Raw genomic sequence first — 24736 nt, 5'->3', positions numbered from 1 at the left:
TCTGCCCACCGGTTCCGGTGGGCAGACCACGCGGCATGTCACCTTCACTCTCACCACCGGCGCTCCCCTCACTGGCCGACCTGGGGCTCGGCCTGCCTTGCGAGGAGCCATTCACCCGCACTCAGGCGGCCGACCACGGGATCACTCCAGCCAGACTCAAGCGGCTGATCGCCGGCGGCGCCGTACGTCGCGTGCTCCACTCGGTCTATGTCGCGGCGGAGGTGCCCGACTCGATCGACCTGCGCTGTCGTGCGCTCTCCTCGGTCCTCGCCCCCGATTCCTTCATCTGCGACCGGACGGCCGCGTGGATCTACACCGGGTCGAGTGCGCTCGCGCCCAACGAGCACCTCGCGATGCCGTCGATCTCGTGCTTCCGTCCCAGCGGCAAGCGCCGTCTCACCGGTCCGATCCTGGTCAGCGGGGAGCGAGCCATTCGCGACGGCGACCTGCGCGAGCTCAACGGCCTTGTCCTGACGACGGAGCTGCGTACGGCGCTCGACCTCGGCCGCCTCGAACCGACGATGGACATGCGGGTCTGGGGAATGAGCAACCTGCTGGCCACCGGTGCCTTCGACAAGGAAGCGCTGCTGGCGCGTGTTCCCGAGTTCAAGGGTGCGCGAGGCGTGGTGGGCCTGAGGATCGCGGTCCCGCGCGTCGACGCCAGACTGGAGTCGATGGGCGAAGCCGCCCTCTACAACCGTTGGCTGGACATAGGCCTGCCACCTCCAGAGCTCCAGATCTCGCTCCAGGTCGACGGCGTCGAGGTCGCGCGACTCGACATGGGGCTCCGGGAGTGGCTCTTCGCCGCCGAGTACGACGGGGAGAGGTTCCACTCCAGTGACGCCGACGTGGAGCATGACGAGGACCGGCGGGCCTGGATCGAGCGCGACTTCCGGTACCTCATCGAGGTGTTCACCAGGGCCAACGTCTTCGGTCGTTCACAGGATGTCGACGTACGACTGCGGAGAGCGGCCCTTGCCGCGCGGGCGAGCGCGGGGTCGAGGAGCTTCATCCTCTGAGCCACAGGTTGACCACCTGGCTCTGCTCGCCGCCCCCAGGGCGACCATTTGGCTCTGCTCGCCGTGGGGGGACCTCAGGAGTCTCAGGAGTCGAAGCCCAGGCCCAGTTTGTCGAGGAGGCGGAGCCAGGGACCGTGGCGGCCGGTGGCCGCCTCCTTGGCCATCGCGCGCCGGGTGAGGTTGATGCCCGCCCACCGGATCGGCTCGGGTGGGAACGGCAGCGGCTTGGTGCGCACCATCTCCAGTCTGGTGCGCGGCGTCTGGGCACCGGAGAGCAGGTCGAGCATCACCTGGGCGCCGAACCGGGTCGCCCCCACGCCGAGCCCGGTGTAACCGAGCGCGTAGGCGACCTTGCCCTGGTGCGCGGTGCCGAAGAACGCGGAGAACCGGCTGCAGGTGTCGATCACGCCCGCCCAGCGGTACTCCCAGCGCAGCTCAGCGACCTGGGGGAACCGGGCGCGGAAGATCTGCGCGAGCCGCTCGTGCGTGGTCGGCTCGACCTCCAGGTCACGTCCGGTGCGGCCGCCGAAGTGATAGACGGCGTCGTAGCCGCCCCACAGGATCCGTCGGTCCCTGGTCAGCCGGTAGTAGACGAACAGCGGCGAGGCGTCGGCCAGACCGTACCCGTCGTGCCAGCCCAGCGCCTCCCACTGCTCGTCGGTCAGCGGCTCGCTCATCAGCACATAGTCGTAGACCGGCACGATCCGGCTGCCTGGGCCCTTGACCAGCGGGGCCCAGGCGTTGCTGCCCAACGCCACCTTGTCGGCGCTGACGCTTCCCTGCGGCGTGGAGAGTACGACGCGCTGGCCGGTGTCGCTCAGCGTGTGCACGGGGGTGGACTCATAGAGGCGCACGCCTGCGTCCAGACAGGCCTGGCGCAGTCCCCAGGCCAGCCTGGCCGGCTCCACCAGGGCTGCGTTCGGCTCCAGCACGCCGCCGAGGAAGCTCTCGCTGCGCGCGCCGATCTCGGACGGCTCGAGCCAGCGCACGTCCCGGCCGCGCGCCCTCATCTCCTCGTACTCCTCGCGCAGCCCCTCCAGGTCGGACCGGGTGGCCGCGATGGAGAGCTCGCCGGCGAGATGGAAGTCGCAGTCGATGCCGAGCCTGGCGATCGTCTCACCCATCTCGCGCAGATTCTGCGCGCCCAGCTCGTCGAGCCGGTCGAGCTCGTCGGGCCAGCGCGCCAGGCCGTTGCCGAAGCCGTGGGTCAGCGAGGCGCTGACGAAGCCACCGTTGCGACCGCTCGCGCCGTCCCCGCAGCCCTCCTGCTCCACCAGCACCACGGAGCGGCCGGCCTCGGCGGCCAACAACGCGGTCCACAGACCGGTGTAGCCACCGCCGACGACGGCGAGATCCGCCTCGATGTCATCGACCAGTGGAGCGGTGCGGGTGGGACGGTCCGGGTCGTCGAGCCAGGCAACCTTGGTCTTCGCGTCGGCCAGGGTGGGATGCAGCATGGATATCGGTTCGGTTCCTTGGGTGGAGTGACGGGGTGATGAGGCGAGGGGCCGGCGGGCGCTCAGGCGCTGCGCGCCCGGCGGCGGCCGACCAGGTCGGCGGTGACGACCAGGACGATGGCCAGCAGGAACATGAACGTCCCGACCACGTTGACCTGCATGGGGAGCCCGCGCTGAGCCGCGCCCCAGACGTACATCGGGAACGTGGTGGTGGTGCCGGCGTTGAGGTTGGTGACGATGTAGTCGTCGAAGGAGAGCGAGAAGCTCAGCAGCGATGCCGACAGGATGCCGGGGAAGACCAGCGGGAAGGTGACCTTCCAGAAGGTCTGCACCTCGGTGGCGTAGAGGTCCATCGCGGCCTGCTCCAGGGTGCGGTCCATGCCGGCGAGGCGGGCCTTGACCGTCATCACGACGTAGGACAGGCAGAACATCACGTGCGCGATGATGATGGTGGTGTGGCCGAGGTGGCCGCCCAGGCGCAGCGCGACGAAGAGCGCCAGCAGCGAGGAGCCCATCACGATCTCCGGGGTCGCCATCGGCAGGAACAGCACGATGTTCGACGAGCTGCGCCCGAGGAACCGATGACGCACCAGCGCGAACGCCGCGAGGGTCCCGATCACGGTGGCGATCAGGGTGGCGACCACGCCGATCCACAGGCTGGTGACCAGCGAGTCGCACATCCCCTGCGGCTTGCAGACGTTGGTCCAGTTGCTCCAGGTGAAGCTGTACCACTGGTAGACGGTGTGCTTCCCGGTCTCGTAGTTGAAGCTCATCGCCGCGACGACCATGTTCGGGATGTAGAGGAACAGCATCACCCCGACGCCGACGAAGGCGACCACGTTGCCCTGGATCCAGCGTCCGACGTTGAGGATCGGGGAGCGCGACTGCATCCACTCGTTGGCGGCGCGGGTGGACACCGCCGCGACGCACGCCACCGCGAGCACGGCCCACACCAGTGCGACCAGCCCGGGCACGGTGTGGTCGGCGGCGAACAGCCGGGCCATCACGATCAGCGACACCACCGCCGCGACCAGACCCAGACCGGCCAACTGGTCACGGCTGCGCGCGTCCTCGGCCAGGGTCCGGCTGGCCACCCGGATGCCGTAGATCGAGAACGCCATCGTCACCGCGAGGGCGATCTCGAAGAAGCCGAAGATCGGCCCGGACATGTTCCAACCGGTGTTCTCGTGGCTGTAGCGATACATCGCGGCGCCGAAGACGCCCAGGAAGAGCCCCAACGTCGCGATCCCGCACATCGCTCGCGCCACCTCGGCGCCGGCGGTCAGGCTCACCGGACGACCGGCCTGAGGCGGGGTGGTGCCGCTCGGCGTCGTCGGGCTGGTCGGGCTGGTCGGGGTCATCGGGGTCACAGCAGTTCCTCCGTCCCCGCCTTGCGGACATAGGCCAGGGTCATCACCAGGATGACGAGCATCAAGATCACCGAGAGCGCACCGGCCGAGGCGTAGTCGCCGGTGGTGGTGAACAGGCTCTGGATGTCCTGGCCGACCACCCGGTCGTTGGTGCTGCCGAGCAGCTCGGCGTTGATGTAGTCGCCGACCGCCGGGATGAAGGTCAGCAGCGTGGCACCGACGATCCCGGGCAGGGTCAGCGGGAAGGTGACCTTCCAGAACGTCTTCATCGGGTTGGCGTACAGGTCGCCGGCCGCCTCGATCAGTCGCCGGTCCAGCTTCTCGATGCTGGTGTAGAGCGGCAGGATCGCGAACGGCAGGAAGTTGTAGGTCAGACCGGCGATGGCGGCCACCGGGGTCTGGATGATCCGGCCGTCGGCTCCCAGGATGTGCACCGACTGCAGCGCGTGCACCACCCAGCCCTTGTCGGCCAGGATCAGCTTCCAGGCGTAGGTGCGGATCAGGAAGCTGGTGAAGAACGGCGCGACCACCATGATGAGCACGAGGTTCTTCCACCGGCCGGTCTTGAACGCGATCGCGTAGGCGAGGACGTAGCCGAGCACCAGGCACAGCAGCGTCGCCACCACCGCCCACCACATCGCCCGCCACATGTGCGGCCAGTACTTCTGCACCACGTCGACGAAGTTGTCGAAGTGGAAGGTGACCTGGTAGCCGGTCAGCACCGACCCGTGCGGGTCGAAGAGACTGCTGGCGACCAGCGAGTAGAACGGTACGACGAAGAAGAGACCGAGCCAGATCGCCGCCGGGAGGATGAGCCAGTACGGCAACCACCTCTTTGTGAACATCACTCCTCCTCGGTGCCGGCGTTCACGTCCTGGTTCGCGTCGAGCAGGAAGGCGAACTCCGGGCGCCAGGAGACGTCGACGGTGGTGCCGGGCGCCATCACACCCCGGGCACCGGTGTTCTGCTCGAAGACGGTCAGCTCCTGCCCCCACGGCATCCGTACGACGTACTGGGTGCTGACCCCGATGAAGCTGGTGTCGACGATGACCGCGCCCCTCATGTGGTTGCCGGGTGCGTCGATCGGCTCGCCGGCGGGCGCGATGAGCACCTTCTCGGGGCGGATCCCGACCCAGGCCTTGCCGGCGTTGACGTGCGCCCGCTCGGCCGGGATCGAGACGGCGGTGCCGTGCATGTCGACGCGCACCACCCCGTTGCCCGTCTCCTGGACGGCGCCCGCGATCAGGTTGGACTGGCCCAGGAAGTTCGCCACGAAGGTGGTCTGGGGGTTCTCGTACAGTTCGGCGGGCGAGCCCATCTGCTCCACCCGGCCGGCGTTCATCACCGCGATGGTGTCGGCCATCGTCATGGCCTCCTCCTGATCGTGGGTGACGTGCACGAAGGTGAGGCCGACCTCGATCTGGATCCGCTTGAGCTCCAGCTGCATCGCGCGGCGCAGCTTGAGGTCGAGCGCACCCAGCGGCTCGTCGAGCAGCAGCACCTCGGGGTGGTTGATCAGCGCCCGGGCGAGCGCCACCCGCTGCTGCTGACCACCGGAGAGCTGGGCCGGCTTCTTGGTGGCCTGGGTGGTCAGCTCGACCAGCTCGAGCATGTCCGCGACCTGTTTGCGGGTGTCCCTGACCCCGCGTCGCTTCAGCCCGAAGGCGACGTTGTCCACGATGGTGAGATGCGGGAACAACGCGTAGTTCTGGAAGACGGTGTTGACCGGCCGCTTGTAGGGCTTCTCGTAGGTGATCTCGGCGTCGCCGATCGAGATCGTGCCGGCGGTCGGGGTCTCCAGCCCGGCGACCATCCGCAGGGTGGTGGTCTTCCCACAGCCGGACGGGCCGAGGAGCGCGAAGAACGTGCCCTGCGGGACCACCAGGTCCAGCGGGTGAACTGCAGTGAACGCGGCGAACTGCTTCTCCACCTGGGTCAGGCGCAGATCGCGGCCCTCAGACGCCTGAGACATCGGAAAAGTCCCCTTCGTAGTTGCGGATCTGGTACTCCTCCAGCGCCATGAACTGGTGGGTCTGCTTGAGGTACTCCTCGTCGGGGAAGATCAGCGGGTTCTCCGCCGCCTCCGGATCGATCTTCCGGGCGTACTTCTGCGTTCCCTGCACCGGGCTGACGTACCAGTTGTAGTTGGCGAGGTAGGCGGCTATCTCGGGCCGGTAGTACCAGTTGACCCATTCCTCGGCGATCCGCTGATGACTGGTCATGTTCGGGATCAGCATGTTGTCCGACCAGATCATCATCCCCTCCTCCGGCACCATGAACTTGGAGTGCGGGTCGGAGGAGGCGGCCATGTCACCGGACCACGCCATGCAGGCCAGCACATTGCCCGAGGTCAGGTCGTCGGTGTACTCCTGCCCCTGGAAGGCCCGGATCTGACCGCTGCTCTTCGCCTTCTCCAGGAAGGCGATCGACTCCTCCCACTGGGCCTGGGTGAACTTGGCCGGGTCGTAGCCCAGCGCGAGCATGACCAGCCCCATGGTGTCGCGCATCTCGGTCATCACGCTGATCTTGCCGTGCAGGTCGGAGCGGGTGAACAGCTCCTTGATCGTGCGCGGTGGGTTGTCCAGGTACTTGTCGTTGTAGCCGATGCCGGTGAAGCCCGCCTGCCATGGCGCCGAGTACTGCCGCTTCGGGTCCCAGTCGGGAGCGCGGAGCGAGGAGATGATGTTGTTGTGCAGGTTCGGCACATGGGCCGCCTCCATGGGCTGGATCCAGCCCATCTGGATCATCCGGGCGGCCATCCAGTCGGTGAGCATGAACATGTCCCGGCCGGTCGAGGAGCACGAGCCGAGCTGGTTGACCACCTTGGAGAAGAACTGCACGTTGTCGTTGACGTCCGCGTTGTAGGTGACGTCGACGCCGAAGTGTCGCTCGAACCGGGTGAGCGTGGAGACGTAGTCGTGCTTCGGATCGTCCTCGTCGATGTACAGCGGCCAGTTGCTGACCACCAGCCTCTTGTCGGTCGCCGAGCGGTCGGTGGCCCGGCAGGTGGCCGGGTTCTGGTGCTTGTTCGGCGTGGAGAACAGCGGCAGCACCGCCGCGCTCACCCCGAGAAACGCCACCCCACCTGTTCCGGTGAGCAGCCCTCGCCGGGAGATGGGTCCCCGGCGCGGTGTCGGCTGGATCCTCATCCGACTCCCTTCGCGGCCCGCCCGAGGCGAGCAGTCCGTCCTTTGCTGCCGTGGATCGTGTCATGAAGATCCGCGCGCAACAAGGGATCCGGTGGATCATTAACGCGTTTGCAACGAAATCGCTTGAAAAATGGCGCGCTCAAGCCTGCTTCCGCATGTGTCGGCCTTCCGTTGCGGCCGCCGAGGCGGTTGACTTGGCCCATGACCCGCACCCAGTCGTTACGCACTCTCGACGAGTCCAACAAGCAGATCATCGCGCAACTCCAGCAGGACGGTCGACGTTCCTATGCGGCGATCGGCAAGGAGGTGGGGCTCTCCGAGGCCGCCGTACGACAGCGCGTGCAGCGCCTGGTGGAGAGCGGCATCATGCAGGTGGTCGCCGTCACCGATCCGCTCGAGCTCGGCTTCGCCCGGCAGGCGATGATCGGCGTCAAGGTGAGCGGTCGGATCGAGCCGGTCGCCGACGCGCTCGCCGAGCTGGACGAGGTGGACTACGTGGTGATCACCGCCGGCACCCACGACCTGTTGGTCGAGGTGGTGGCCGAGAGCGACGAGGCGCTGCTGGAGCTGGTCTCCGGCAAGATCCGCGGCATCGACGGGGTCCGCGAGACCGAGACGTTCATGTACCTCTCGCTGCGCAAGCAGACCTACTCCTGGGGTGTGCGGTGAGCGGCCGGGCATACGACGCGCACCGGCGGCCGTACGCCGAGACGTCGCTGTGGCACGCCACCGCGGGAGAGTCCTGGACCCCCCGGCCGGGGTTGGACGGCGAGACGACCGCCGACGTGGCGATCGTCGGGGCCGGCTACACCGGGCTGTGGACGGCGTACTACCTGCTGGCCGAACGACCGGACCTGCGGGTGGTGGTGCTGGAGGCCGAGGTGGCCGGGTTCGGCGCCTCCGGACGCAACGGCGGCTGGTGTTCGGCCCTCTTCCCCGCCTCGCTGGAGTCGCTGGCCGAGCTCGGCGGTCGCGAGGGCGCCCTGGCCCAGCAGGCCGCCATGCGGCACAGCGTGGACGAGGTGATCCGCGCGGCCGCGGACGAGGGCATCGAGGCCGACATCGTCAAGGGCGGCACGGTGGTGCTGGCGCGCACGGCGGCCCAGCTGGCGCGCGCCGAGCACGAGGCCGAGCATGCCCGGGCGTGGGGCCTGACCGCACCGGTGCTGCTGGACGCCGACGCGGCCCGGGCGCGACTGGCCGCCGCCGGCACCCTGGGCGGCACCTACACCCCCGACTGTGCCGCGATCCACCCGGCGAAGCTGGCCCGTGGGCTGGCCCGGGCGGTGGAGGCCCGCGGCGGCCGGATCCTCGAGCAGACCCGGGTGACCGGGATCGAGCCGCACCTGGTGCGCACCGAGCGGGGGACGGTGCGCGCCCAGACGGTGGTGCGCGCGACCGAGGGCTACACCCCGGACCTGCGCCGGCCGGCCTCACTGCACCGGGCGGTGATCCCGGTGTGGTCGCTGATCATCGCCACCGAGCCGCTGGGCGAGCGGGTCTGGCGCGAGATCGGATTGGCCGAGCGGGAGACCTTCTCCGACCATCGTCACCTGATCGTCTACGGGCAGCGCACCGCCGACGACAGGCTGGTCTTCGGGGGTCGTGGGGCGCCGTACGGCTTCGGGTCCCGGACCGACCGGCTGCCCGGCGACGGCCTGGCCACCCACCGGCGGCTGTGGGCGAGCCTGGTGGAGATGTTCCCGGTGCTTCGCGGGCACCGGGTCACCCATCGTTGGGGCGGCGTGCTCGGCATCTCGCGAGACTGGTGCGCCTCGGTGGAGCACTCCCCCGAGACCGGGCTGGCCAGCGCCGGTGGGTACGTCGGTGACGGCGTCTCGACCACGAACCTGGCCGGCCGGACGCTGCGCGACCTGATCCTGGGCGCCGAGACCGAGCTGACCGCGCTGCCGTGGGTGGGCCATCGCTCGCCGGCCTGGGAGCCGGAGCCGCTGCGCTGGCTCGGGGTGAACGCCGGACTGACCGCGACCTCGCTGGCCGACGCGGAGGAGCATCGCACCGGCCGGCAGAGCCTGGTCGCCCGGGCGATGGCCCCGCTGCTGGGCTGAGCTCGCCGCGACCGATCCCTCGCCTGGACCCGAACCGGGTGGATCGCCGAGGAGAAAATCGGTTGCGGGCGTGGGAAGCACGCCGGATGCTTGTCGGCGCCGCATCGCCGTGAGTCTCCCGTAGGCGGGAGCAGATGAGAGGAGCAGTGCCATGTCGATCACTGTCCCTGGCCTGTCCGCAGACCGTCCCTCTCATCGTTGGAGCCACCATGACCGAGGAGCCCTCCTCACCTGATCGCGTCGCCGGGATCGACCCCGCGTTCGTCTTCGACTACACCGCCTACGACGCCCTGGCCGACGGCCAGCGCTGGTCCACCTGGCTCGACGTCGAGCCGCTGTGCCGCGGCCCCGAGCCCCGCCCGGACTGGGTGGTGACCTCGCAGGGCGCCATCGACACCGACCTCGGTGTCTTGAAGAGCGGCAAGGAGGCCGACGCCTTCCTGCTCGACCGCACCGATCCGCGCGACCCGGCCGCCTCGGTGGTGATGGTCGCCAAGCGCTACCGCAGCGGCGAGCACCGCGACTTCCACCGCGCCGCGAGCTACACCGAGGGACGCGGCACCAAGCGCTCGCGCGACGCCCGCGCGGTCAGGCGCGGGTCGACCTGGGGGCGGGAGGTGGCCCGGTACGAGTGGGCGAGCGCCGAGTGGGACGCCCTGGTGCGCTGCCACCGACTCGGGCTGCCGGTGCCCTACCCGGTGCAGATCGACGGCACCGAGATCCTGATGGAGTGGATCACCATGCTCGACGAGGACGGGCGCCAGACGGCGCCCCGGCTCGCCCAGACCCGCCCGGATCCGGAGTTGCTCGACGGCTACGCCGAGCAGCTGCGAGACGCGCTGGCCACGATGGTGCAGGCCGGGCTGGTGCACGGCGACCTGTCGCCGTACAACGTGCTCGCCGCCGGCGACCGGCTGGTGATCATCGACCTGCCGCAGACGGTCGACCTGGTCGGCAATCCGTCCGGCTTCGACTATCTCCTGCGCGACTGCGCGACCATGTGTCGTTGGTTCCGTGGCCGCGGACTCGACCTGGACGAGCAGGAGCTGTTCGCCGAGCTGATGGCGCACGCGTTCTCGCGTGGCTAGGTTGTCGGCGTGAAGCGTCGCCGCGGCCGCATCGTCGTCATCGACTCCCTCGCCGAGCTGGACGCCAGGATCGCCCACGGCGCGAGCGACCTGCGCGGCTGGCGGCTGCACGGACTCGACCTGCGCACCTACGGCGCCGTGCTCGACCGGGTGCGGCTGACCGGCGCCACCTTCCTGGGCTGTACGTTCGCCGCCGGCGACGCCGCCCGGGCCGAGCAGGCCGGCGCGCTGGTGCTGCCCCGGATCGAGAAGGTGCCGGTGGACCCCTACCGCACCGCCCTCTACACCGCCGAGGAGCTGTACGACGACCCGGCCTATCCCCACTCCCTCGACGCCCGCGCCTACGCCTGGTCGCAGGCCTCCGAGCGCAGCGACGACGAGCTCGCCCGCACCCTGCACGACCATGCCATCGACGAGGCGCTCGCCGACTGGTTGGCGATCCGCCGCCGCGCCGGGACGGGGGTGGTCGGGGTGATGGGCGGACACGCCCTGGCTCGTGGCGAGGACGGCTACGCCCAAGCCGCCCGGCTGGGGTCGCTGCTCGGTCGCACCCACGTGGTCGCCACCGGGGGTGGCCCCGGCGCGATGGAGGCGGCCAACCTGGGCGCCTGGCTCGCCGACCGTCCGGGCGACCTGGACCACGCGCTGACCACGCTGGCCGCCGTACCGTCCTTCCGGCCCTCGATCCCGGCCTGGGTGCAGGTGGCGATGCGGGTGCGTGCGACGGGGCCCGGCGCGGTGGACCGCTCCCTGGGGATCCCGACCTGGCACTACGGGCACGAGCCCCCGAACGTCTTCGCCGGCGCCATCGCCAAGTTCTTCCGCAACGCCACCCGGGAGGCGATCCTGCTCCAGGTCTGCGACGCCGGCATCGTCTTCCTCCCCGGGGCCGGCGGCACCGTGCAGGAGGTCTTCCAGGACGCCTGCGAGAACTACTACGCCGACGCCTCCGCGCTGGCGCCGATGATCCTGGTCGGCATCGAGCACTGGACCCGCGAGCTGCCCGTCTGGCCACTGCTGCGCGCGCTGGCGCGGGACCGCCCGATGCAGGACCAGGTGCACCTGGTCGACACCCTGGAGGAGGCGGCCACCCTCGTCGAATAGTTCCGTAGAACCGCCGAGTTGGTCCTTGGAACCGCCGAATCGGTCCCTAAGACCGCCGAGTCGGTCCTTGGGTCAGTCGCCGGGCCAGTCCCCGAGCCGGCCCGGACGCGTCACTCGAAGCTGAGGTCCGGTCCGATCGGCGCGAAGTACTCGAGCACGGCGTCCCGGGTGACCTCGTCCGGTCGGGCCGGCCGCCAACGGGGGTTGCGGTCCTTGTCGACCACCTGCGCCCTGATCCCCTCGCTCAGGTCGTGACCGCGGGCGAAGTGCTGGCACACCCGGAGGTCCTGGATCCAGCACTCCTCCGGCGCCGACATCGTCTCCGCGCGGCGCAGGCCCGCCAGGGTGACCGCGAGCGCGGTCGGTGATCCCGCACTGATCGCGGCGTACGCCTCCGCCGCCCAGGTGGGTACGTCGTCCCGCTCGGTCAGCGCGCGCAGCCGGCCGAGGATCGCCCTCAGGTCCGCGCCGGCGAAGGTGCGCGCGACCAGGTCGGCGTCGGCGAGCATCCCGCTCGGTCCGGGTGACGCCGGCGATGCGGGGCCGGGCCCGGCGAGCAGCTCGGCGATCCGGACCGCATCCAACCGGTCGGCGGCGGCCAGCCGTGCCCGGGTGCGCTCGATCCGGTTGCCGGGCACGAAGTGGCGCGCCAGCCCGGTGGCCAGGGACTCGGTCGCGTCCAGCCGTCGACCGCTCAGCGCGGCCAGGGTGCCGATCTCGCTCGGCAGCCGGGAGAGCAGCCACAGCCCCGCGACGTCCGGGGCGAGACCGATCGCCACCTCCGGCATCGCGATCCGGGTGGACTCGGTCACCACGCAGTGGCTGGCGTGGCCGGCGAGCCCCAGGCCGCCGCCCATGGTCATGCCGTGCGCGATCGCGACGACCGGCTTCGGGTAGCGCGCGATGAGCCGGTCGAGCAGATACTCCTCGGCCCAGAAGTCCCGCAGCTCGCCGAGCTCGCCCGCGACGATCAGGTCGCGCACCCGCTTGATGTCACCGCCGGCACACAGACCACGATCGCCGGCACCGTCGAGCCAGACCGCGTCGACGGCCGGGTCCTCACGCCAGGCCAAGAGCTGGCGCCGCAGGGCGCCGACCATGGCCGGGGTGAGGGCGTTGATCGCCCGCGGGCGATCCAGGGTGAGCCGGCCGAGCCGGCCCTCGACCACCGCGCGGACCTCGTCGGTGTCGAGCGACGGATCGGCCCGGGCGGAGTTGGTCACCGCGGCATGGTAGCCAAGGGCCGGTCCGCCCCCGCCGGCGCGCCGTCCCCCGCCCAGCCGTGGGGGGCTCAGCCGACCCGCCGCCAGGAGCGCCGTTCGGCGATCACGTCGCGGTAGTGCTCGATCAGCGCGTCGTTGACCGCCGCCCACGACTTGTGCGCGACGCTCATCCGCGCGGACCGGCCCATCCGGTACCGCTCCGCCGGATGCTGGCGCAGCCGGTCGACGTACGCCGTCAACGCGGAGGCGTCGCCGGGCCGGTACAAGAACCCGGTCACCCCGTCGCGGACGAGGTCCACCGGACCACCCGACCGGGGCGCGACCACCGGCACGCCGGAGGCGAGCGCCTCCTGTGCCGACTGGCAGAACGTCTCGTGCCGACCCGTGTGGACGAAGACGTCGAAGGAGGCGTACGCGGTGCCGAGCTCCTCACCGTGCAGGACGCCGAGGAACGTCGCATGCGGCAGCCGGGAGCGCAGCCGCTGCTCCTCGGGGCCACCGCCGACCAGGACCACCTGGCAGCGCTCGTCGCGGTCGAGCTCGCCGAGCAGCTCCAGCTCCTTCTCCGCGGCGAGCCGGCCGACGTAGCCGACGATGAGACGGCCATCGGGTGCGAGCCTGTGGCGCAGCTGATGGTCAATCCGGGAGGGGTGGAAGGTCTCGACGTCCACCCCGCGCGGCCATAGCGCCGTGCGGGTCACGCCCAGCCGATCGAGCTGGGTGAGGCTCGCGGTGCTGGGGGCCAGGGTGCGATCCACGCCGAGATGGATCCGGCGGGTGAGCGCCGCCGCGGCCGCGACCCCGCCGGCCACCGGATAACGGGCGGCGAAGCCGACCAGATCCGTCTGGTAGATGGCCACGCTCGGAATGCCGAGCTCGGCCGCGACCCGTGCGGCCTGGTAGCCCAGGGTGGCGGGCGAGGCGATGTGGACCACGTCGGGCCGGAACCGGATCATCACGTGCCGCAGCCGCCGGCGGGTCTCGATGCCGAGTCGGAACTCGCGGTAGAACCACAGGTTGGCGCCACGGGCGCGGGTCACCCGGAAGCCGGCGTACGTGGTGGGGCCGGTCGGCGCCACCAGCTCGGCCAGATGCCCGGTGGCGCGGAGATGCTCGAGCACGCGACGGACCGAGTTGGTCACGCCGTTGATCTGGGGAAGGAAGGATTCGGTGACGACCAGCACGCGCAGCCGGTCGTCGTCGACGGCGAGGCCTGCCGGGTCCCCGGCAGGCGAGATGCTGAGCTCGAATCGAGCGGTCATGTCTCCATGCTGTGCCGGCTGTGGCAACGGTGACGGTGCGCCGGCTGACGTGTCGGTGAATCCCGTGTGACCAACGGCGTCTCGCGGACCGATGCTCACACCGGCAGGCGGTAGCAGAGCTCCTTGCCGAAGACCGCGAAGCCGGCCCGGCGCAGGATCGGCCCCGAGGTCAGCACCCGCCCCTTGACCAGGGCCATGGTGGCGCCGTACCGACGTGCGTAGCCGAGGCGGGCGGCGAGCGTCGCCCGATAGGCGCCACGGCCACGAGCCGAGGGGATCACTCCTCCGCCCCACAGCCGAGCGACGCCGCTCGCCATGGTGAGACCGGCGGACGCCACCGGCTCACCGTCCAGATAGGCGATCACGGTGCCGCCGCGACCGGCGGCCAGGTCCACCCGGGCGGCCTCCGCCAGCACCCTCAGCCGCCCCGGGTCGGGCATCGTGCCCTCCTCGAACGCCGCCAGGGCGACCCGGTGCGCGTCCCGGGCGGTGTCCAGGTCCCGCTGCCACCGCAGCCGGACGGCCTCCGGGACCGGCAACGCCGGCGCCGCCGCACTCAGATCGAGGGCCAGTACGTCGAGATCCTCGCCGACCTCGGCCCCGCGCCGGAGGAGTTCCTGCGCCAGGTTCGCCGGTGCGTCCAGGCGCACCCACACCGTGACCCGGGTCGCGCCCCAAGCGCGCGCCTGGGCGGCGATCTCGTCGAGGAGCTCGGCGCTGGCACGAGCGGACCGCACCCGCAGCACCTCCGGTGGCTTGGCGAGGTAGGCCGGCCAGTCGACCAGCAGGTAGTCAGCGGTGTCGATCACCTGGGCGTCGTCGGGATACCAGACCCAGTCGTTGCTGGCCGCCACGACCGCCGAGGCGTCCAGGTCCACCGGGTTCGCCGGGTTCATCGGATACGCCCCTCCTCGAAGCGGCCGAGGCCCGCGGCGTGTCCACGAACCGTCGTGCACCGCGGGTCAGCGTAGCCGCCCCGGCCGCGGCGCCGGAGCCGTCGGCAGCACGCCGGCCTCGCGGCCGACGCTGCGCCGATGGGGTGAGGCAGCGGCGATGGGTGAGGCAGCGGTTACCCTGCCGAGATGATCGGAGATCGCTGGGGCGTCACCGACGCGGAGATCGCCCTGGAGTACCCCTGCGACGCACTCGTGCCCGACGCTGCGGTCCAGGCCTGGCGAGGCGTCTCGGTCGGCGCATCGCCGGCGGAGATCTGGCCGTGGATCGTGCAGATCCGGCTCGCCCCGTACTCCTACGACTGGATCGACAACCTCGGTCGTCGGTCGCCGCGGGAGCTCCGTGGGCTGCCGGACCCCGAGATCGGAGACCCCTTCAGCGCAACCGCGGGGCGTCGGATCGGACGCGTCGTCGCCGTCGAGCACGCGATCTCGCTGACCGCCCTCATCGGCGGCTTCCACATGTCCTACCTGCTCGTGCCGGACGGCGCGTCGACTCGGCTGCTGCTCAAGATCGTGCGCGCCAAGGGCGGCCGCTACGCGGATGCGGTGGTCCTGGGCGACCTGGTGATGGCCCGCAGGCAGCTTCTCAACCTCAAACGGCTCAGCGAACAGCACCGCGGTCGGCCGCGCCCCTCGTAGGCCGTCGCCGGGATGACCGCGGCCTCCAGCCTGCGCACGAACTCCCGCTCGCCGGCCGGGTCGGAGGCGCGACGCCTCCACCGCGATGCGGTGCCACACGGTGCGATAGACGTCCTCGACGGGTTCGGTCACGGCGTACCCAGCCAACAGAGCCAACGGGTCGACTCGGCTCCACCGGGGCGCACGCGGCGTGCCCCTACCGGCGCTGACCGGGCAGCGGCCGCAGCTTGAACATCAAGATGCCGAGGTACTTGTTCATCACAGCCTGCTTGTGCGGGTGACGTCGACCAACGTCGTCGGACATCTGCGGCTCGACCGCAGTCTCGATCCACATACCGGCGGCACTGAAGACGTTGAGCAGATCCGAGACCGTGTAGGGGCGTTTCGTCAGAGCGACCTTGTCGTCCCAGCCACGATGGCGGTACGTGAACGAGTCGGTGGAGAAGTACTCTTCGCCGAGCGAGGTCCCGTTCTCCTCCGCGCGCTCGATGGCGTATCGGATCGGTTGGGTCCTGGTCAGCACGATGAAACCGTCGTCCGCCAGCATCGCGCGCGCAGTCTGCAAGGCGTGAACCGGATCCTTGGCATACCCGAACGACTGCAGGAAGAGGATGCGGTCGAACCGTCGCCCAGCAAGTCCAGGCACCGCGGCGAGGTTGGAGAGGTCGCCTTGCAGGAGCTCCAGGCCTGGCGGTGTCGCAGCGATGAAGTTGTCGCTGACGTCGACACCGACCGAGGCGCTCGCCCCGCTGTGAACCAGCTCGGCGATCTTGGCTCCGCTGCCGCATCCGGCGTCGAGCAGGGACAGTCCGGTGACATCGCCGAGGAGTGCGCGCTGCGCGGGCCACTCGACGAGCCGATCCAGCGAGTCCTCGCGGGCACGCGCCTGCTCGTAGCCGGAGGCGAGCTCGGCCCACGGCCGACTCGCGTCGCCACCGTCCACCGAAGCCACCGAGGTCGAAGAGTCGCCCACCGCCATCGCAGCAGCATAGTGGTCGCCGCAGGCGAGTCGCCGGCCCGATGCGTCGGGTCCACTCGTGGTCGGATCACTGCCTACCGGCAAGGCGAGGTCGAGCTTCTGTCCGAAGACGAGGTCCGCGACCTGCTCGACTCGTGAGTCGCGAACACCCAGCTCCGCTGGTTCCCCGCGGCCCATGACGACCTCCGTGAGGCACGCGACTGGTATGACGAGCAGAGCCCTGGTCGTGGAATTCGTCGTGGATTCCGTCGCGGAAGCAGTGCGGTTGATTCCGGGCACGCGGTGAGCGACAACGATCAATGGATTCGGGTGGAGGTGGATCCAGTCTCATTCGAGGATCGCGGAACCGCTGCTGTCAGCCCTCGGTCGCCGCCAGCTGTCCACACGCGGCATCGATGTCAGAGCCACGCGTGTCGCGCATCGTGGTGCTGATTCCACGCTCGAGAAGGCGCCTTTGGAAGGTGTCCATGTCCTCGTCGCTGGACCGCGTGAACTTTGATCCTCTGACCTCGTTCAGCGGGATGAGGTTGACGTGCACCCAGCCCCACGGCGCCGGATCGCCGACCGAGCCGAGGACGTCGGCGAGCAGGTCGGCCCGGTGCGCCTGGTCGTTGATGCCGCGCATCATCGCGTATTCGATGGAGACCCGCCGCTTCGTCGTACGGGCGTAGTCCCAGGCGGCCTCCACGGTCTCGGCCACCGAGTACCGGGTGTTGATCGGCACCAGCTCGTTGCGCAGCTCGTCGTCGGGCGCGTGCAGGGAGAGCGCCAGGGTGACCGGCAGCCCTTCGGCGGCGAGCTGCCGGATCCGGGGCACCAGGCCGACGGTGGAGACGGTGACGCCACGCGCCGACATGCCGAGGCCGTCGGGCGCCGGAGAGGTGAGACGTCGTACGGCGCCGACCACGGCGTGGTAGTTGGCCAGTGGCTCCCCCATGCCCATGAAGACGACGTTCGAGACCCGGCCGGGCCCTCCCGGGACCTCACCGCGGGCAAGCGCCCGGGCGCCGGCGACGACCTGCTCGACGATCTCGGCGGTCGACATGTTGCGCTGCAGACCACCCTGGCCGGTGGCGCAGAACGGGCAGGCCATCCCGCAGCCGGCCTGGCTGGAGACACACATGGTGGCGCGGTCGGGATAGCGCATCAGCACCGACTCGACCAGCGCCCCGTCGAACAGCCTCCACAGCGTCTTGCGGGTGGTGCCCCGATCGGCCTCGAGCGTGCGCAGCGGGGTCATCAGCTCGGGCAGGAAGCCGGTCACCAGCTCCGCGCGCTGGGCGAGGGGAAGATCGGTCATCTGCTCCGGGTCGTCGACCAGGCGGTCGAAGTAGTGCACCGAGAGCTGCCTGGCCCGGAAGCCCGGGAGTCCGAGCCGGGTGGCCTCCTCGAGGCGCTCGGCCAGGGTGAGGTCGGCCAGGTGCCGCGGCGGCTTGGCGCGGCCGCGCGGCGGGGTGAGGACCAGGGGAAGGTGGGTGGGCTCCGGCATCGGGCTCATTCTCCCATCGGCGTACGCCGACCGGCGAACCCGCGCGCCACCCGACCCACCCGGGCTGGTCCCGTCGGGTCCCGTCGGGTCCCGTCAGGTGTGGTCGATCAGGATCCAGAGCACCAGCGCCGCGACACCGCCGACCACGATGGCGGTGGAGACGATGCCGAGCCAGACGAACTCGGCGAAGCGTCGGGTCTTGCGTGGGACCAGCAGTGCCAGCGGCAGCAGCAGGGTGAGCAGCACCAGCGGATAGAGCTTGCCGACCCGGTCGTCGTCGACGACCGCGGTCAGGATCGCGGCGAAGGTGCTCGGCGCGAGGATGATGAAGACCAGTCCGACGTAGAACCCGGTCAGCGCGGCGAAGGTCGGGTGGGAGTGGTGCCACCAGTCCCACCATCCGCGCCCCCGACCGGGACCGCTGTGCAGTCCAGGTCCGGGGGTGGCGAGGCCGTCGTCGCTCATCAGGCCACGGTAGCCGCCCGGCGGACCAAGTCCCAGCAGTTGCGGACGCAACACGCCGAGACGCCGGGCTACCAGCAGGCCATCGACGGTGCCGCCGCCGGGGAGATCCCGCAGAGGGTCAGAAGACCGCGTAGTGCAGCAGCAGCCAGACCGGGGCGACGGTGGCGAGCAGTGAGTCGAGGCGATCCATCAGGCCACCGTGGCCCGGGATGACCTGGCTCATGTCCTTGACCCCGAGATCCCGCTTGATCACCGACTCGCACAGGTCACCGAGCACCGCCATCACCACCGTGACCACACCGAGCGCGATGCCGACGTACCACCCGCCGTCCAGCAGCTGGGTCACCACCACGACGCCGACCACGATGGTGAAGACCGCCGAGCCGGCGAAGCCCTCCCAGGACTTCTTCGGCGAGATCACCGGTGCCATCGGATGCCTGCCGAACCGGACACCGGCCACGAAGCCACCGATGTCGGAGGCGATGGTGACCAGCACCCAGGAGATGATCGCCTTCACCCCGTCGTCGCCGAAGCCGCCCGCGCCCGGGCCGCCGCCCTCGCTCAGCAGCAGGGCGACGAACGAGCCGAGGAACGGGAGGTAGAAGACCACGAACACCGTCGCACTCGCCGTGGACAGGTAGCCCTCGACGCCACGGTGCAGCACCCACAGCATCACCGCCAGTCCGGTGACCGCGGTGGCGGTGACCAGCGCGTCGGCGCCCCAGAAGTAGGCGACGACCACCATCACCACGCCGCCGATCATCAGCGGCTGCTCGGGCAGGTCGATCTGCTTGGCGAGCATGCCGCGGCGCAGCTCCCAGACCCCCACCACCACCGCCACCGCGACCACGACCATGAAGGCCGTCTTCACGAAGGCGAGACTGGCCGCCACGACGGCGAGCAGCACCACCGCCGAGGCGATCGAGACCGGCACGTTGCGGCCGGCGCGGCCGTAGTCCTTGGCCGGCTTGCCGCTGCCGCCGGCGGGCAGGGTGGCGTTATTCGTCATCGTTATTCGTCATGTGGAAGGTCGCGCGGAGTCCTCAGACCTCGAGCAGCTCGCCTTCCTTGTTCTTCAGCATCTCGTCGATGGCGTCGGTGTGCCTCTTGGTGATCGAGTCCAGCCGCTTCTCACCGCCGGTGACGTCGTCCTTGCCGACCTCGCCGTCCTTCTCCAGCCTCTCCAGGCCCTGCTTGGCGGTACGGCGCAGGTTGCGGACCGCGACCCGGCCCTCCTCCGCCTTGGTGCGGGCGAGCTTGATGAACTCCTTGCGGCGCTCCTCGGTGAGCTCGGGGAAGACACAGCGCAGGATCTTGCCGTCGTTGGCGGGGTTCACGCCGAGATCGGAGTCGCGGATCGCCTTCTCCACGTTGCCGATCGCGCCGATGTCGAACGGCGCCACCAGGATGATCCGCGGCTCGGGCGAGGTGAAGGAGGCCAGCTGCTGGATCGGGGTCGGCGAGCCGTAGTAGTCGACCATGATCTTGTTGAACATGCTCGGGTGGGCGCGACCGGCCCGGATCGTCGCGAACTCCTCGCGGGCGGCCTCGACCGACTTGTCCATCTTGGCGTCGGCTTCGTTGAGGATGTCGTTGATCACCAGAGCACTCCTAGCATCGGGCTGGTTATCGGGGCGTCACAGGCTGCGAGTCGTCACCGACGCCGGGCCGGACAGGCGTCAGCCGGCGGTGACGGTGGTTCCGATCTTCTCACCCTGCACGGCCCGGGCGATGTTGCCGGGGGTGGAAAGGTTGAAGAAGACCAGATCGAGGTTGTTGTCCCGGGCCATCGCGATGGCGCTGGCGTCGGCGACTCGCAGGTCGCGCGCCAGGAAGTCCTCGTAGGTGAGCCGGTCGTACATCACCGCGTTCGGGTTGGCGTGCGGATCGTCGTCGTACACCCCGTCCACGCCCTGCTTGCCCATCAGCAGCACCTGGCAGCGCGCCTCCAGGGCACGCTGTGCGGCGACGGTGTCGGTGGAGAAGAACGGCATGCCGGCGCCGGCGCCGAAGATCACGATCCGGCCCTTCTCCAGGTGCCGGATGGCGCGGCGGGGGATGTACGGCTCGGCCACCTGCCCCATCGTGATGGCGGTCTGCACGCGGGTCTCCACCCCCTGCTTCTCCAGCAGGTCCTGCAACGCCAGACAGTTCATCACCGTGCCGAGCATGCCCATGTAGTCGGCGCGGGCGCGCTCCATGCCGCGGTGCTGCAGCTCGGCGCCGCGGAAGAAGTTGCCGCCACCGACCACGATCGCGACCTGGGCGCCGGCCTTGGCGACCTCGGCGATCTCGACGGCGATGGCGTTGATCACGTCGAGGTCGAGTCCGATCTGGCCACCCCCGAACACCTCGCCGGAGAGCTTGAGCAGTACTCGCTTGTATGCGGTCACTCGGGGTCCTTTCCGCAAGCCGGGGTGAAATGCGAGGAGGCCGGTCCGATGAACACGATCGGTGTCATCGAACCGGCCTCCTCCTCGTACGTCGTGGTGCTCCTCATGGGCCTGAGGCGCTCGGTGCGGGTGGCGGGTGCCTCAGGCGCCGACCTCGAAGCGGACGAATCGCTTCACGGTCGTGCCGGCCTCGTTCAGCACCTGCTGGACCGACTTCTTGTTCTCGGTCACCGACGGCTGGTCGAGGAGGACGACCTCCTTGTAGAAGCCGCCCAGGCGGCCCTCGGCGATCTTGCCGATGATGTGCTCGGGCTTGCCCTCCTCGCGGGCGGTGGCCTCCCCGATCTCGCGCTCGTGGGCGACGATGTCGGCGGGCACCTCCTCGCGGGTGAGGTACGTCGGGCGCATCGCGGCGATCTGCTTGGCCACCCCGAGCGCTCCACCCTCGTTGCCCTCGTAGGAGACCAGCACGCCGATGGCCGGCGGCAGGTCGGCGGCACGCTTGTGCAGGTAGACCGCGACCGGACCGTCGAAGTAGGCCACGTTGCCGAGCTCGATCTTCTCGCCGATGGTGATGGCGAGCTGCTGGACGAGCTCTCCCACGGTCTGCTCGCCGAGCGAGACGCCCTTGAGCGTCTCGACGTCGCCCGCCTTGGCCTCGTCCGCGGCCGCGACGATCTGCTGGGCGGCGGCGATGAACTGCTCGCCCTTGGCCACGAAGTCGGTCTCGGACTTGAGCTCGACCAGCGCGCCACCGGCGTTGGCGACCAGGCCGGCCGAGGTCTCGCGCTCGGCACCGCGCGCAGCCGCCTTGGCCGCGCCCTTGGTGCGCAGCACGTCGACGGCCTTGTCGAAGTCGCCGTCGGTCTCGTCGAGCGCCTTCTTGCAGTCCATCATGCCGGCGCCGGTGAGCTCGCGCAGCTTCTTCACATCAGCAGCGGTGAAAGCCATCTGTGGTGTTCCTCTGACTTCTCTAGGGATGGGGTACGACGGACGAGGCTCAGGCCTCGGCGGACTCCGCGGCCGGCGCCTGCTCGACGGTGCCCTCGCCATCGGTGGTCTCGGCGACGACGGTGTCCTCGGCGATCGGCTCGCCGGCGGGAGCCTCGGCGGCGGTCTCCGCCGGGGTCTCGGCCGGGGTCTCGGCCGGGGTCTCGGCGGCCGGAGCGTCCGCGGCGGGCGTCTCGGCAGGCTGCTCGAGCAACTCACGCTCCCACTCGGCCAGCGGCTCCTCGGCGGTGCCGGCGGTCGCGCCCTCGGTCTTCGCGCCGGAGCGGGCGATCAGGCCCTCGGCCACGGCGTCGGCAACGACCCGGGTGAGCAGCCCGACGGCGCGGATGGCGTCGTCGTTGCCGGGGATCGGGAAGTCGACCTCGTCGGGGTCGCAGTTGGTGTCCAGGATGCCGATCACCGGGATGCGGAGCTTGCGCGCCTCTTCGACGGCGAGATGCTCCTTCTTGGTGTCGACGATCCAGACGGCGTTCGGGGTGCGGCCCATCTCGCGGATGCCACCGAGGGTCTTCTCCAGCTTGTCGCGCTCCCGCTTCATGCCCAGGAGCTCCTTCTTGGTGCGACCGGAGCCGGCCACGTCGTCGAAGTCGATCTCGTCGAGCTCCTTGAGGCGGTTGATCCGCTGGTGCACGGTGGAGAAGTTGGTGAGCATGCCGCCCAGCCAGCGCTGGTTGACGTACGGCATTCCGACGCGCGTCGCCTGCTCGGCGATGGCCTCCTGGGCCTGCTTCTTGGTGCCGACGAACATGATCGTCCCGCCCTTGGCCACGGTCTCCTTGATGAAGGCGTAGCTGCGGTCGATGTAGGCCAGCGACTGCTGCAGGTCGATGATGTAGATGCCGTTGCGCTCGGTCATGATGAAGCGCTTCATCTTCGGGTTCCAGCGACGGGTCTGGTGTCCGAAGTGGACGCCGCTCTCGAGGAGCTGGCGCATGGTCACGACTGCCATGATGGTCTCTCCTTGGTGGATCGGCGCGCCGTCGCTGCCCGCCCTTGCCGATCGAGGGCGAGCCGGCGCACAGGTCCGGTTCGGTTTTTCAGTTTCCTGCTCGCCGGCGGGTGCCGGCGGGCCCTGACGTCCACACGCGGTCCGACCCGGATCACCCCGGGACCGAGGACCGTCGCCCACGGGCGCTCACCCACCAAGGGAGGGTGTCGTGGTCTGCGGACGTGCGAAGTCAGCCCACCTGGGGCTGCCGCGACGAGTCTACGTCGGCTCGCCGCGGCCGGGCGAATCTTCGCACCCGCTCTCCCCGCGGCCGGCCTCGGATGATCGCGATCCGGCTCTCCGACGGGCCGGTGGCCCGAGCGCCGCTGGTCGCGGTGCATCCCGATCTCGTCCCCACCGCCGGTTCGGGTACGGGTTCTCCACAGCCCCGGGCGACCCGGTGGACCGAGCGCGACCGGCCGAGCAGGGTGCAGCCATGGCCCGTCCACCATCTCGCTCCTCCGACCGGTTCCGTGCCCTCGTCGGGGCCCATCTCGTCGTCCTCGCGTTGGTCGTGATCGCGGCGCGCCCGCTGGCCGCGGACGCCTCGCCCTCGACCGGCGTGGGCCTCGGCGAGGGTTCGCGATCGGTCGCGACCGACGGCGTGCCGACCGGTCAGTGGCCGCTGCGCCCGCAGCCCACGGTGGTGCGCGGCTTCGATCCTCCGGATGCTCCGTGGGGGTCCGGGCACCGCGGGGTCGACCTGCTCGGCAGTCCGGGTGCACTGGTGCATGCCGCGCTCGCCGGCCGGATCAGCTATGCGGGACCACTCGCCGGGCGCGGGGTGCTGGTGGTCGACCACGGCGCCACCAGGACCACCTACGAGCCGGTCGTCGCCAGCGTGCAGGTCGGCGACCGGGTCGCGGCGGGTGCGGTGATCGGACGCCTCGCGGTGATCGGATCGCACTGCTTCCCTCGCGCCTGCCTGCATTGGGGCTGGATCCGCAACAGCGACGACGTCTATCTCGATCCACTGCAGCTGGTCGGCGGTCCCCAGCCGGTGCGCCTGTTGCCGCTGTGGTCGGGCTAGTCGTGCCCGAACGGCCCGGACGCAGGGGACCACCGACGCCCGGGCTCGGACGGGCGCGGACGGGCGCGGACGGGTCGGGTTCAGGCGCGCGGGTGCGCCTGCTGATAGGCCCGGCGCAGCCGATCCGTGCTGACGTGGGTGTAGAGCTGGGTGGTCGCCATCGAGGCGTGCCCGAGCAACTCCTGCACCGAGCGCAGGTCGGCGCCGCCCTCCAGCAGGTGGGTGGCGGCGGTGTGCCGCAGACCGTGTGGCCCGATGTCGGGTGCTCCCGGCACATCGGCGATCCGGCGGTGGACCATGCGACGCACTGCCCGCTGATCGACCCTGGCTCCCCGAGCGCCGAGGAAGAGGGCGGGTCCGGAGCCGGGCACGGCGATGGTGGGTCGGCCCCGCACCAGCCAGGCGTCGAGGGCGTGGGCGGCCGGGGCGCCGTACGGTGCGCTGCGCTCCTTGCGACCCTTCCCCAACACCCGCATCACCCGCCGATCGGCGTCCAGGTCGTCGACATCGAGCCCGACCAGCTCACCGACCCGGACCCCGGTCGCATAGAGCAGTTCGAGCATCGCCACATCGCGAAGTCCGATCGCGCTGCCGTCCGCGGCCAGCTCGGTGGCCGCCCTGATCAGTTCCTCGGCCTCGTCTGCCCGCAGCACCGGGGGCAGCGTGCGATGCGCCTTCGGGGTGCCGAGACTCGCGCCCGCGTCGACCGCGGAACGCCCGGTCCTGGCGAGCCAGCCGGTGAAGACCCGGGCAGCCGTCGCCCGCCGCGCCATGGTGGTACGCGCCCGGCCGGTGCTCTGCAGCCTGGCCAACCAGCTTCGCAGGGTCCGCAGGTCCAGCTCGGCGGGTTCGGTGACCCCCATCCGGGTGGCATGCTCCAACAGTCCGGCCAGATCGCCCAGATAGGCGCGAACGGTGTGGTCGCTGAGGTCGCGCTCGGCCCGGAGATGCCGCTCGTACTCGCCGAGCACCCGGGCGAAAGACTCGCCCAACTCGGTCTCTGTCGTCTCACCAGCCACACTGGTCACAGCCCCAGGCTACCTCC

At 70.3% G+C, this 24736-nt stretch carries 24 protein-coding genes; 7 read left to right on the top strand and 17 right to left on the bottom strand.

The features are described 5' to 3' along the window. The first annotated feature begins 35 nt into the window (after positions 1-35). A complete protein-coding gene (locus QM638_RS07890; RefSeq protein ID WP_415141406.1) occupies positions 36-1019 on the top strand; it encodes a hypothetical protein in 984 nt (327 codons plus the stop codon). Positions 1020-1102: 83 nt separating this feature from the next. Here QM638_RS07890 and QM638_RS07885 read toward each other — a convergent pair whose 3' ends face one another. The 5 genes from QM638_RS07885 to QM638_RS07865 form a co-directional block, all read right to left on the bottom strand. Then, positions 1103-2476 carry an NAD(P)/FAD-dependent oxidoreductase gene (locus QM638_RS07885; RefSeq protein ID WP_415141405.1) on the bottom strand — a complete coding sequence of 458 codons (1374 nt, stop codon included), beginning with the start codon at positions 2474-2476 and terminating at the stop codon, positions 1103-1105. A 62-nt stretch (positions 2477-2538) separates the two neighbouring features. Beyond that, positions 2539-3837, bottom strand: a complete 1299-nt coding sequence (locus tag QM638_RS07880; protein WP_415141409.1) for an ABC transporter permease — start codon at positions 3835-3837, stop codon at positions 2539-2541. 5 nt (positions 3838-3842) lie between these two features. Beyond that, positions 3843-4691 carry an ABC transporter permease gene (locus QM638_RS07875; RefSeq protein ID WP_415141404.1) on the bottom strand — a complete coding sequence of 283 codons (849 nt, stop codon included), beginning with the start codon at positions 4689-4691 and terminating at the stop codon, positions 3843-3845. Beyond that, on the bottom strand, positions 4691-5818 hold the full coding sequence (locus QM638_RS07870) for an ABC transporter ATP-binding protein (protein WP_415141403.1): 1128 nt from the start codon (positions 5816-5818) through the stop codon (positions 4691-4693). Before QM638_RS07870 ends, QM638_RS07875 begins: the two co-directional genes overlap by 1 nt. Further along, a complete protein-coding gene (locus tag QM638_RS07865) occupies positions 5802-6995 on the bottom strand; it encodes an ABC transporter substrate-binding protein (RefSeq protein WP_415141401.1) in 1194 nt (397 codons plus the stop codon). Before QM638_RS07865 ends, QM638_RS07870 begins: the two co-directional genes overlap by 17 nt. A 201-nt stretch (positions 6996-7196) precedes the next feature. Between QM638_RS07865 and QM638_RS07860 the strand changes: the two genes are divergently transcribed. The 4 genes from QM638_RS07860 (at position 7197) to QM638_RS07845 (ending at position 11256) form a co-directional block, all read left to right on the top strand. Continuing rightward, positions 7197-7664: an Lrp/AsnC family transcriptional regulator gene (locus QM638_RS07860; RefSeq protein WP_415141400.1), complete on the top strand. Its 468-nt coding sequence runs from the start codon at positions 7197-7199 to the stop codon at positions 7662-7664. Further along, on the top strand, positions 7661-9064 hold the full coding sequence (locus QM638_RS07855) for an NAD(P)/FAD-dependent oxidoreductase (protein WP_415141399.1): 1404 nt from the start codon (positions 7661-7663) through the stop codon (positions 9062-9064). Before QM638_RS07860 ends, QM638_RS07855 begins: the two co-directional genes overlap by 4 nt. Before the next feature lie 209 nt (positions 9065-9273). Next, positions 9274-10152, top strand: coding sequence for a serine protein kinase RIO (locus QM638_RS07850; RefSeq protein ID WP_415141398.1), 879 nt, complete (start codon positions 9274-9276; stop codon positions 10150-10152). Positions 10153-10161: 9 nt separating this feature from the next. After that, positions 10162-11256 (top strand): LOG family protein, encoded by a 1095-nt coding sequence (locus QM638_RS07845; protein WP_415141397.1) that lies wholly within the window; start codon positions 10162-10164, stop codon positions 11254-11256. A 110-nt stretch (positions 11257-11366) separates the two neighbouring features. Here the strand turns inward: QM638_RS07845 and QM638_RS07840 are convergent, their stop codons facing one another. The 3 genes from QM638_RS07840 to QM638_RS07830 form a co-directional block, all read right to left on the bottom strand. Then, positions 11367-12479, bottom strand: a complete 1113-nt coding sequence (locus QM638_RS07840; RefSeq protein WP_415141396.1) for an enoyl-CoA hydratase/isomerase family protein — start codon at positions 12477-12479, stop codon at positions 11367-11369. A gap of 68 nt (positions 12480-12547) precedes the next feature. After that, the gene (locus tag QM638_RS07835) at positions 12548-13741 is read right to left on the bottom strand and encodes a glycosyltransferase family 4 protein (RefSeq protein ID WP_415141395.1); all 1194 of its coding nucleotides are present in this window, start codon (positions 13739-13741) and stop codon (positions 12548-12550) included. Positions 13742-13836: 95 nt separating this feature from the next. Then, the gene (locus QM638_RS07830; protein ID WP_415141394.1) at positions 13837-14637 is read right to left on the bottom strand and encodes a GNAT family N-acetyltransferase; all 801 of its coding nucleotides are present in this window, start codon (positions 14635-14637) and stop codon (positions 13837-13839) included. Between the two features lie 186 nt (positions 14638-14823). Between QM638_RS07830 and QM638_RS07825 the strand changes: the two genes are divergently transcribed. Further along, the gene (locus QM638_RS07825; RefSeq protein WP_415141393.1) at positions 14824-15336 is read left to right on the top strand and encodes a hypothetical protein; all 513 of its coding nucleotides are present in this window, start codon (positions 14824-14826) and stop codon (positions 15334-15336) included. A 196-nt stretch (positions 15337-15532) separates the two neighbouring features. On the opposite strand, the gene QM638_RS07820 is transcribed toward QM638_RS07825, so the two are convergent. From QM638_RS07820 to rpsB, 8 genes are all read right to left on the bottom strand, one after another. Next, positions 15533-16615, bottom strand: coding sequence for a class I SAM-dependent methyltransferase (locus QM638_RS07820; RefSeq protein WP_415141392.1), 1083 nt, complete (start codon positions 16613-16615; stop codon positions 15533-15535). Between the two features lie 55 nt (positions 16616-16670). Continuing rightward, positions 16671-17813, bottom strand: coding sequence for a 23S rRNA (adenine(2503)-C(2))-methyltransferase RlmN (gene rlmN / locus QM638_RS07815; RefSeq protein WP_415141391.1), 1143 nt, complete (start codon positions 17811-17813; stop codon positions 16671-16673). Between the two features lie 84 nt (positions 17814-17897). Then, positions 17898-18269, bottom strand: coding sequence for a hypothetical protein (locus QM638_RS07810; protein WP_415141390.1), 372 nt, complete (start codon positions 18267-18269; stop codon positions 17898-17900). A gap of 118 nt (positions 18270-18387) precedes the next feature. Then, the gene (locus QM638_RS07805; protein ID WP_415141389.1) at positions 18388-19278 is read right to left on the bottom strand and encodes a phosphatidate cytidylyltransferase; all 891 of its coding nucleotides are present in this window, start codon (positions 19276-19278) and stop codon (positions 18388-18390) included. A 34-nt stretch (positions 19279-19312) separates the two neighbouring features. Further along, a complete protein-coding gene (gene frr, locus QM638_RS07800) occupies positions 19313-19867 on the bottom strand; it encodes a ribosome recycling factor (protein ID WP_415141408.1) in 555 nt (184 codons plus the stop codon). 81 nt (positions 19868-19948) lie between these two features. Continuing rightward, on the bottom strand, positions 19949-20662 hold the full coding sequence (gene pyrH, locus QM638_RS07795) for a UMP kinase (protein ID WP_415141388.1): 714 nt from the start codon (positions 20660-20662) through the stop codon (positions 19949-19951). Between the two features lie 141 nt (positions 20663-20803). Continuing rightward, on the bottom strand, positions 20804-21613 hold the full coding sequence (gene tsf, locus QM638_RS07790; RefSeq protein WP_415141387.1) for a translation elongation factor Ts: 810 nt from the start codon (positions 21611-21613) through the stop codon (positions 20804-20806). Between the two features lie 49 nt (positions 21614-21662). Continuing rightward, positions 21663-22622, bottom strand: a complete 960-nt coding sequence (gene rpsB / locus QM638_RS07785; protein WP_415141386.1) for a 30S ribosomal protein S2 — start codon at positions 22620-22622, stop codon at positions 21663-21665. A 475-nt stretch (positions 22623-23097) separates the two neighbouring features. On the opposite strand from rpsB, the gene QM638_RS07780 reads away from it, so the two are divergent. Further along, positions 23098-23691: a murein hydrolase activator EnvC family protein gene (locus QM638_RS07780; protein WP_415141385.1), complete on the top strand. Its 594-nt coding sequence runs from the start codon at positions 23098-23100 to the stop codon at positions 23689-23691. Between the two features lie 80 nt (positions 23692-23771). On the opposite strand, the gene QM638_RS07775 is transcribed toward QM638_RS07780, so the two are convergent. Beyond that, complete coding sequence (locus QM638_RS07775; protein ID WP_415141384.1) at positions 23772-24719, bottom strand: tyrosine recombinase XerC; 948 nt, start codon at positions 24717-24719, stop codon at positions 23772-23774. Positions 24720-24736: the final 17 nt, after the last annotated feature.

Source organism: Nocardioides sp. (genome assembly GCF_047606145.1).
GTDB lineage: Bacteria > Actinomycetota > Actinomycetes > Propionibacteriales > Nocardioidaceae > Nocardioides.
This window is presented reverse-complemented; position numbering and strand designations above follow the sequence as displayed.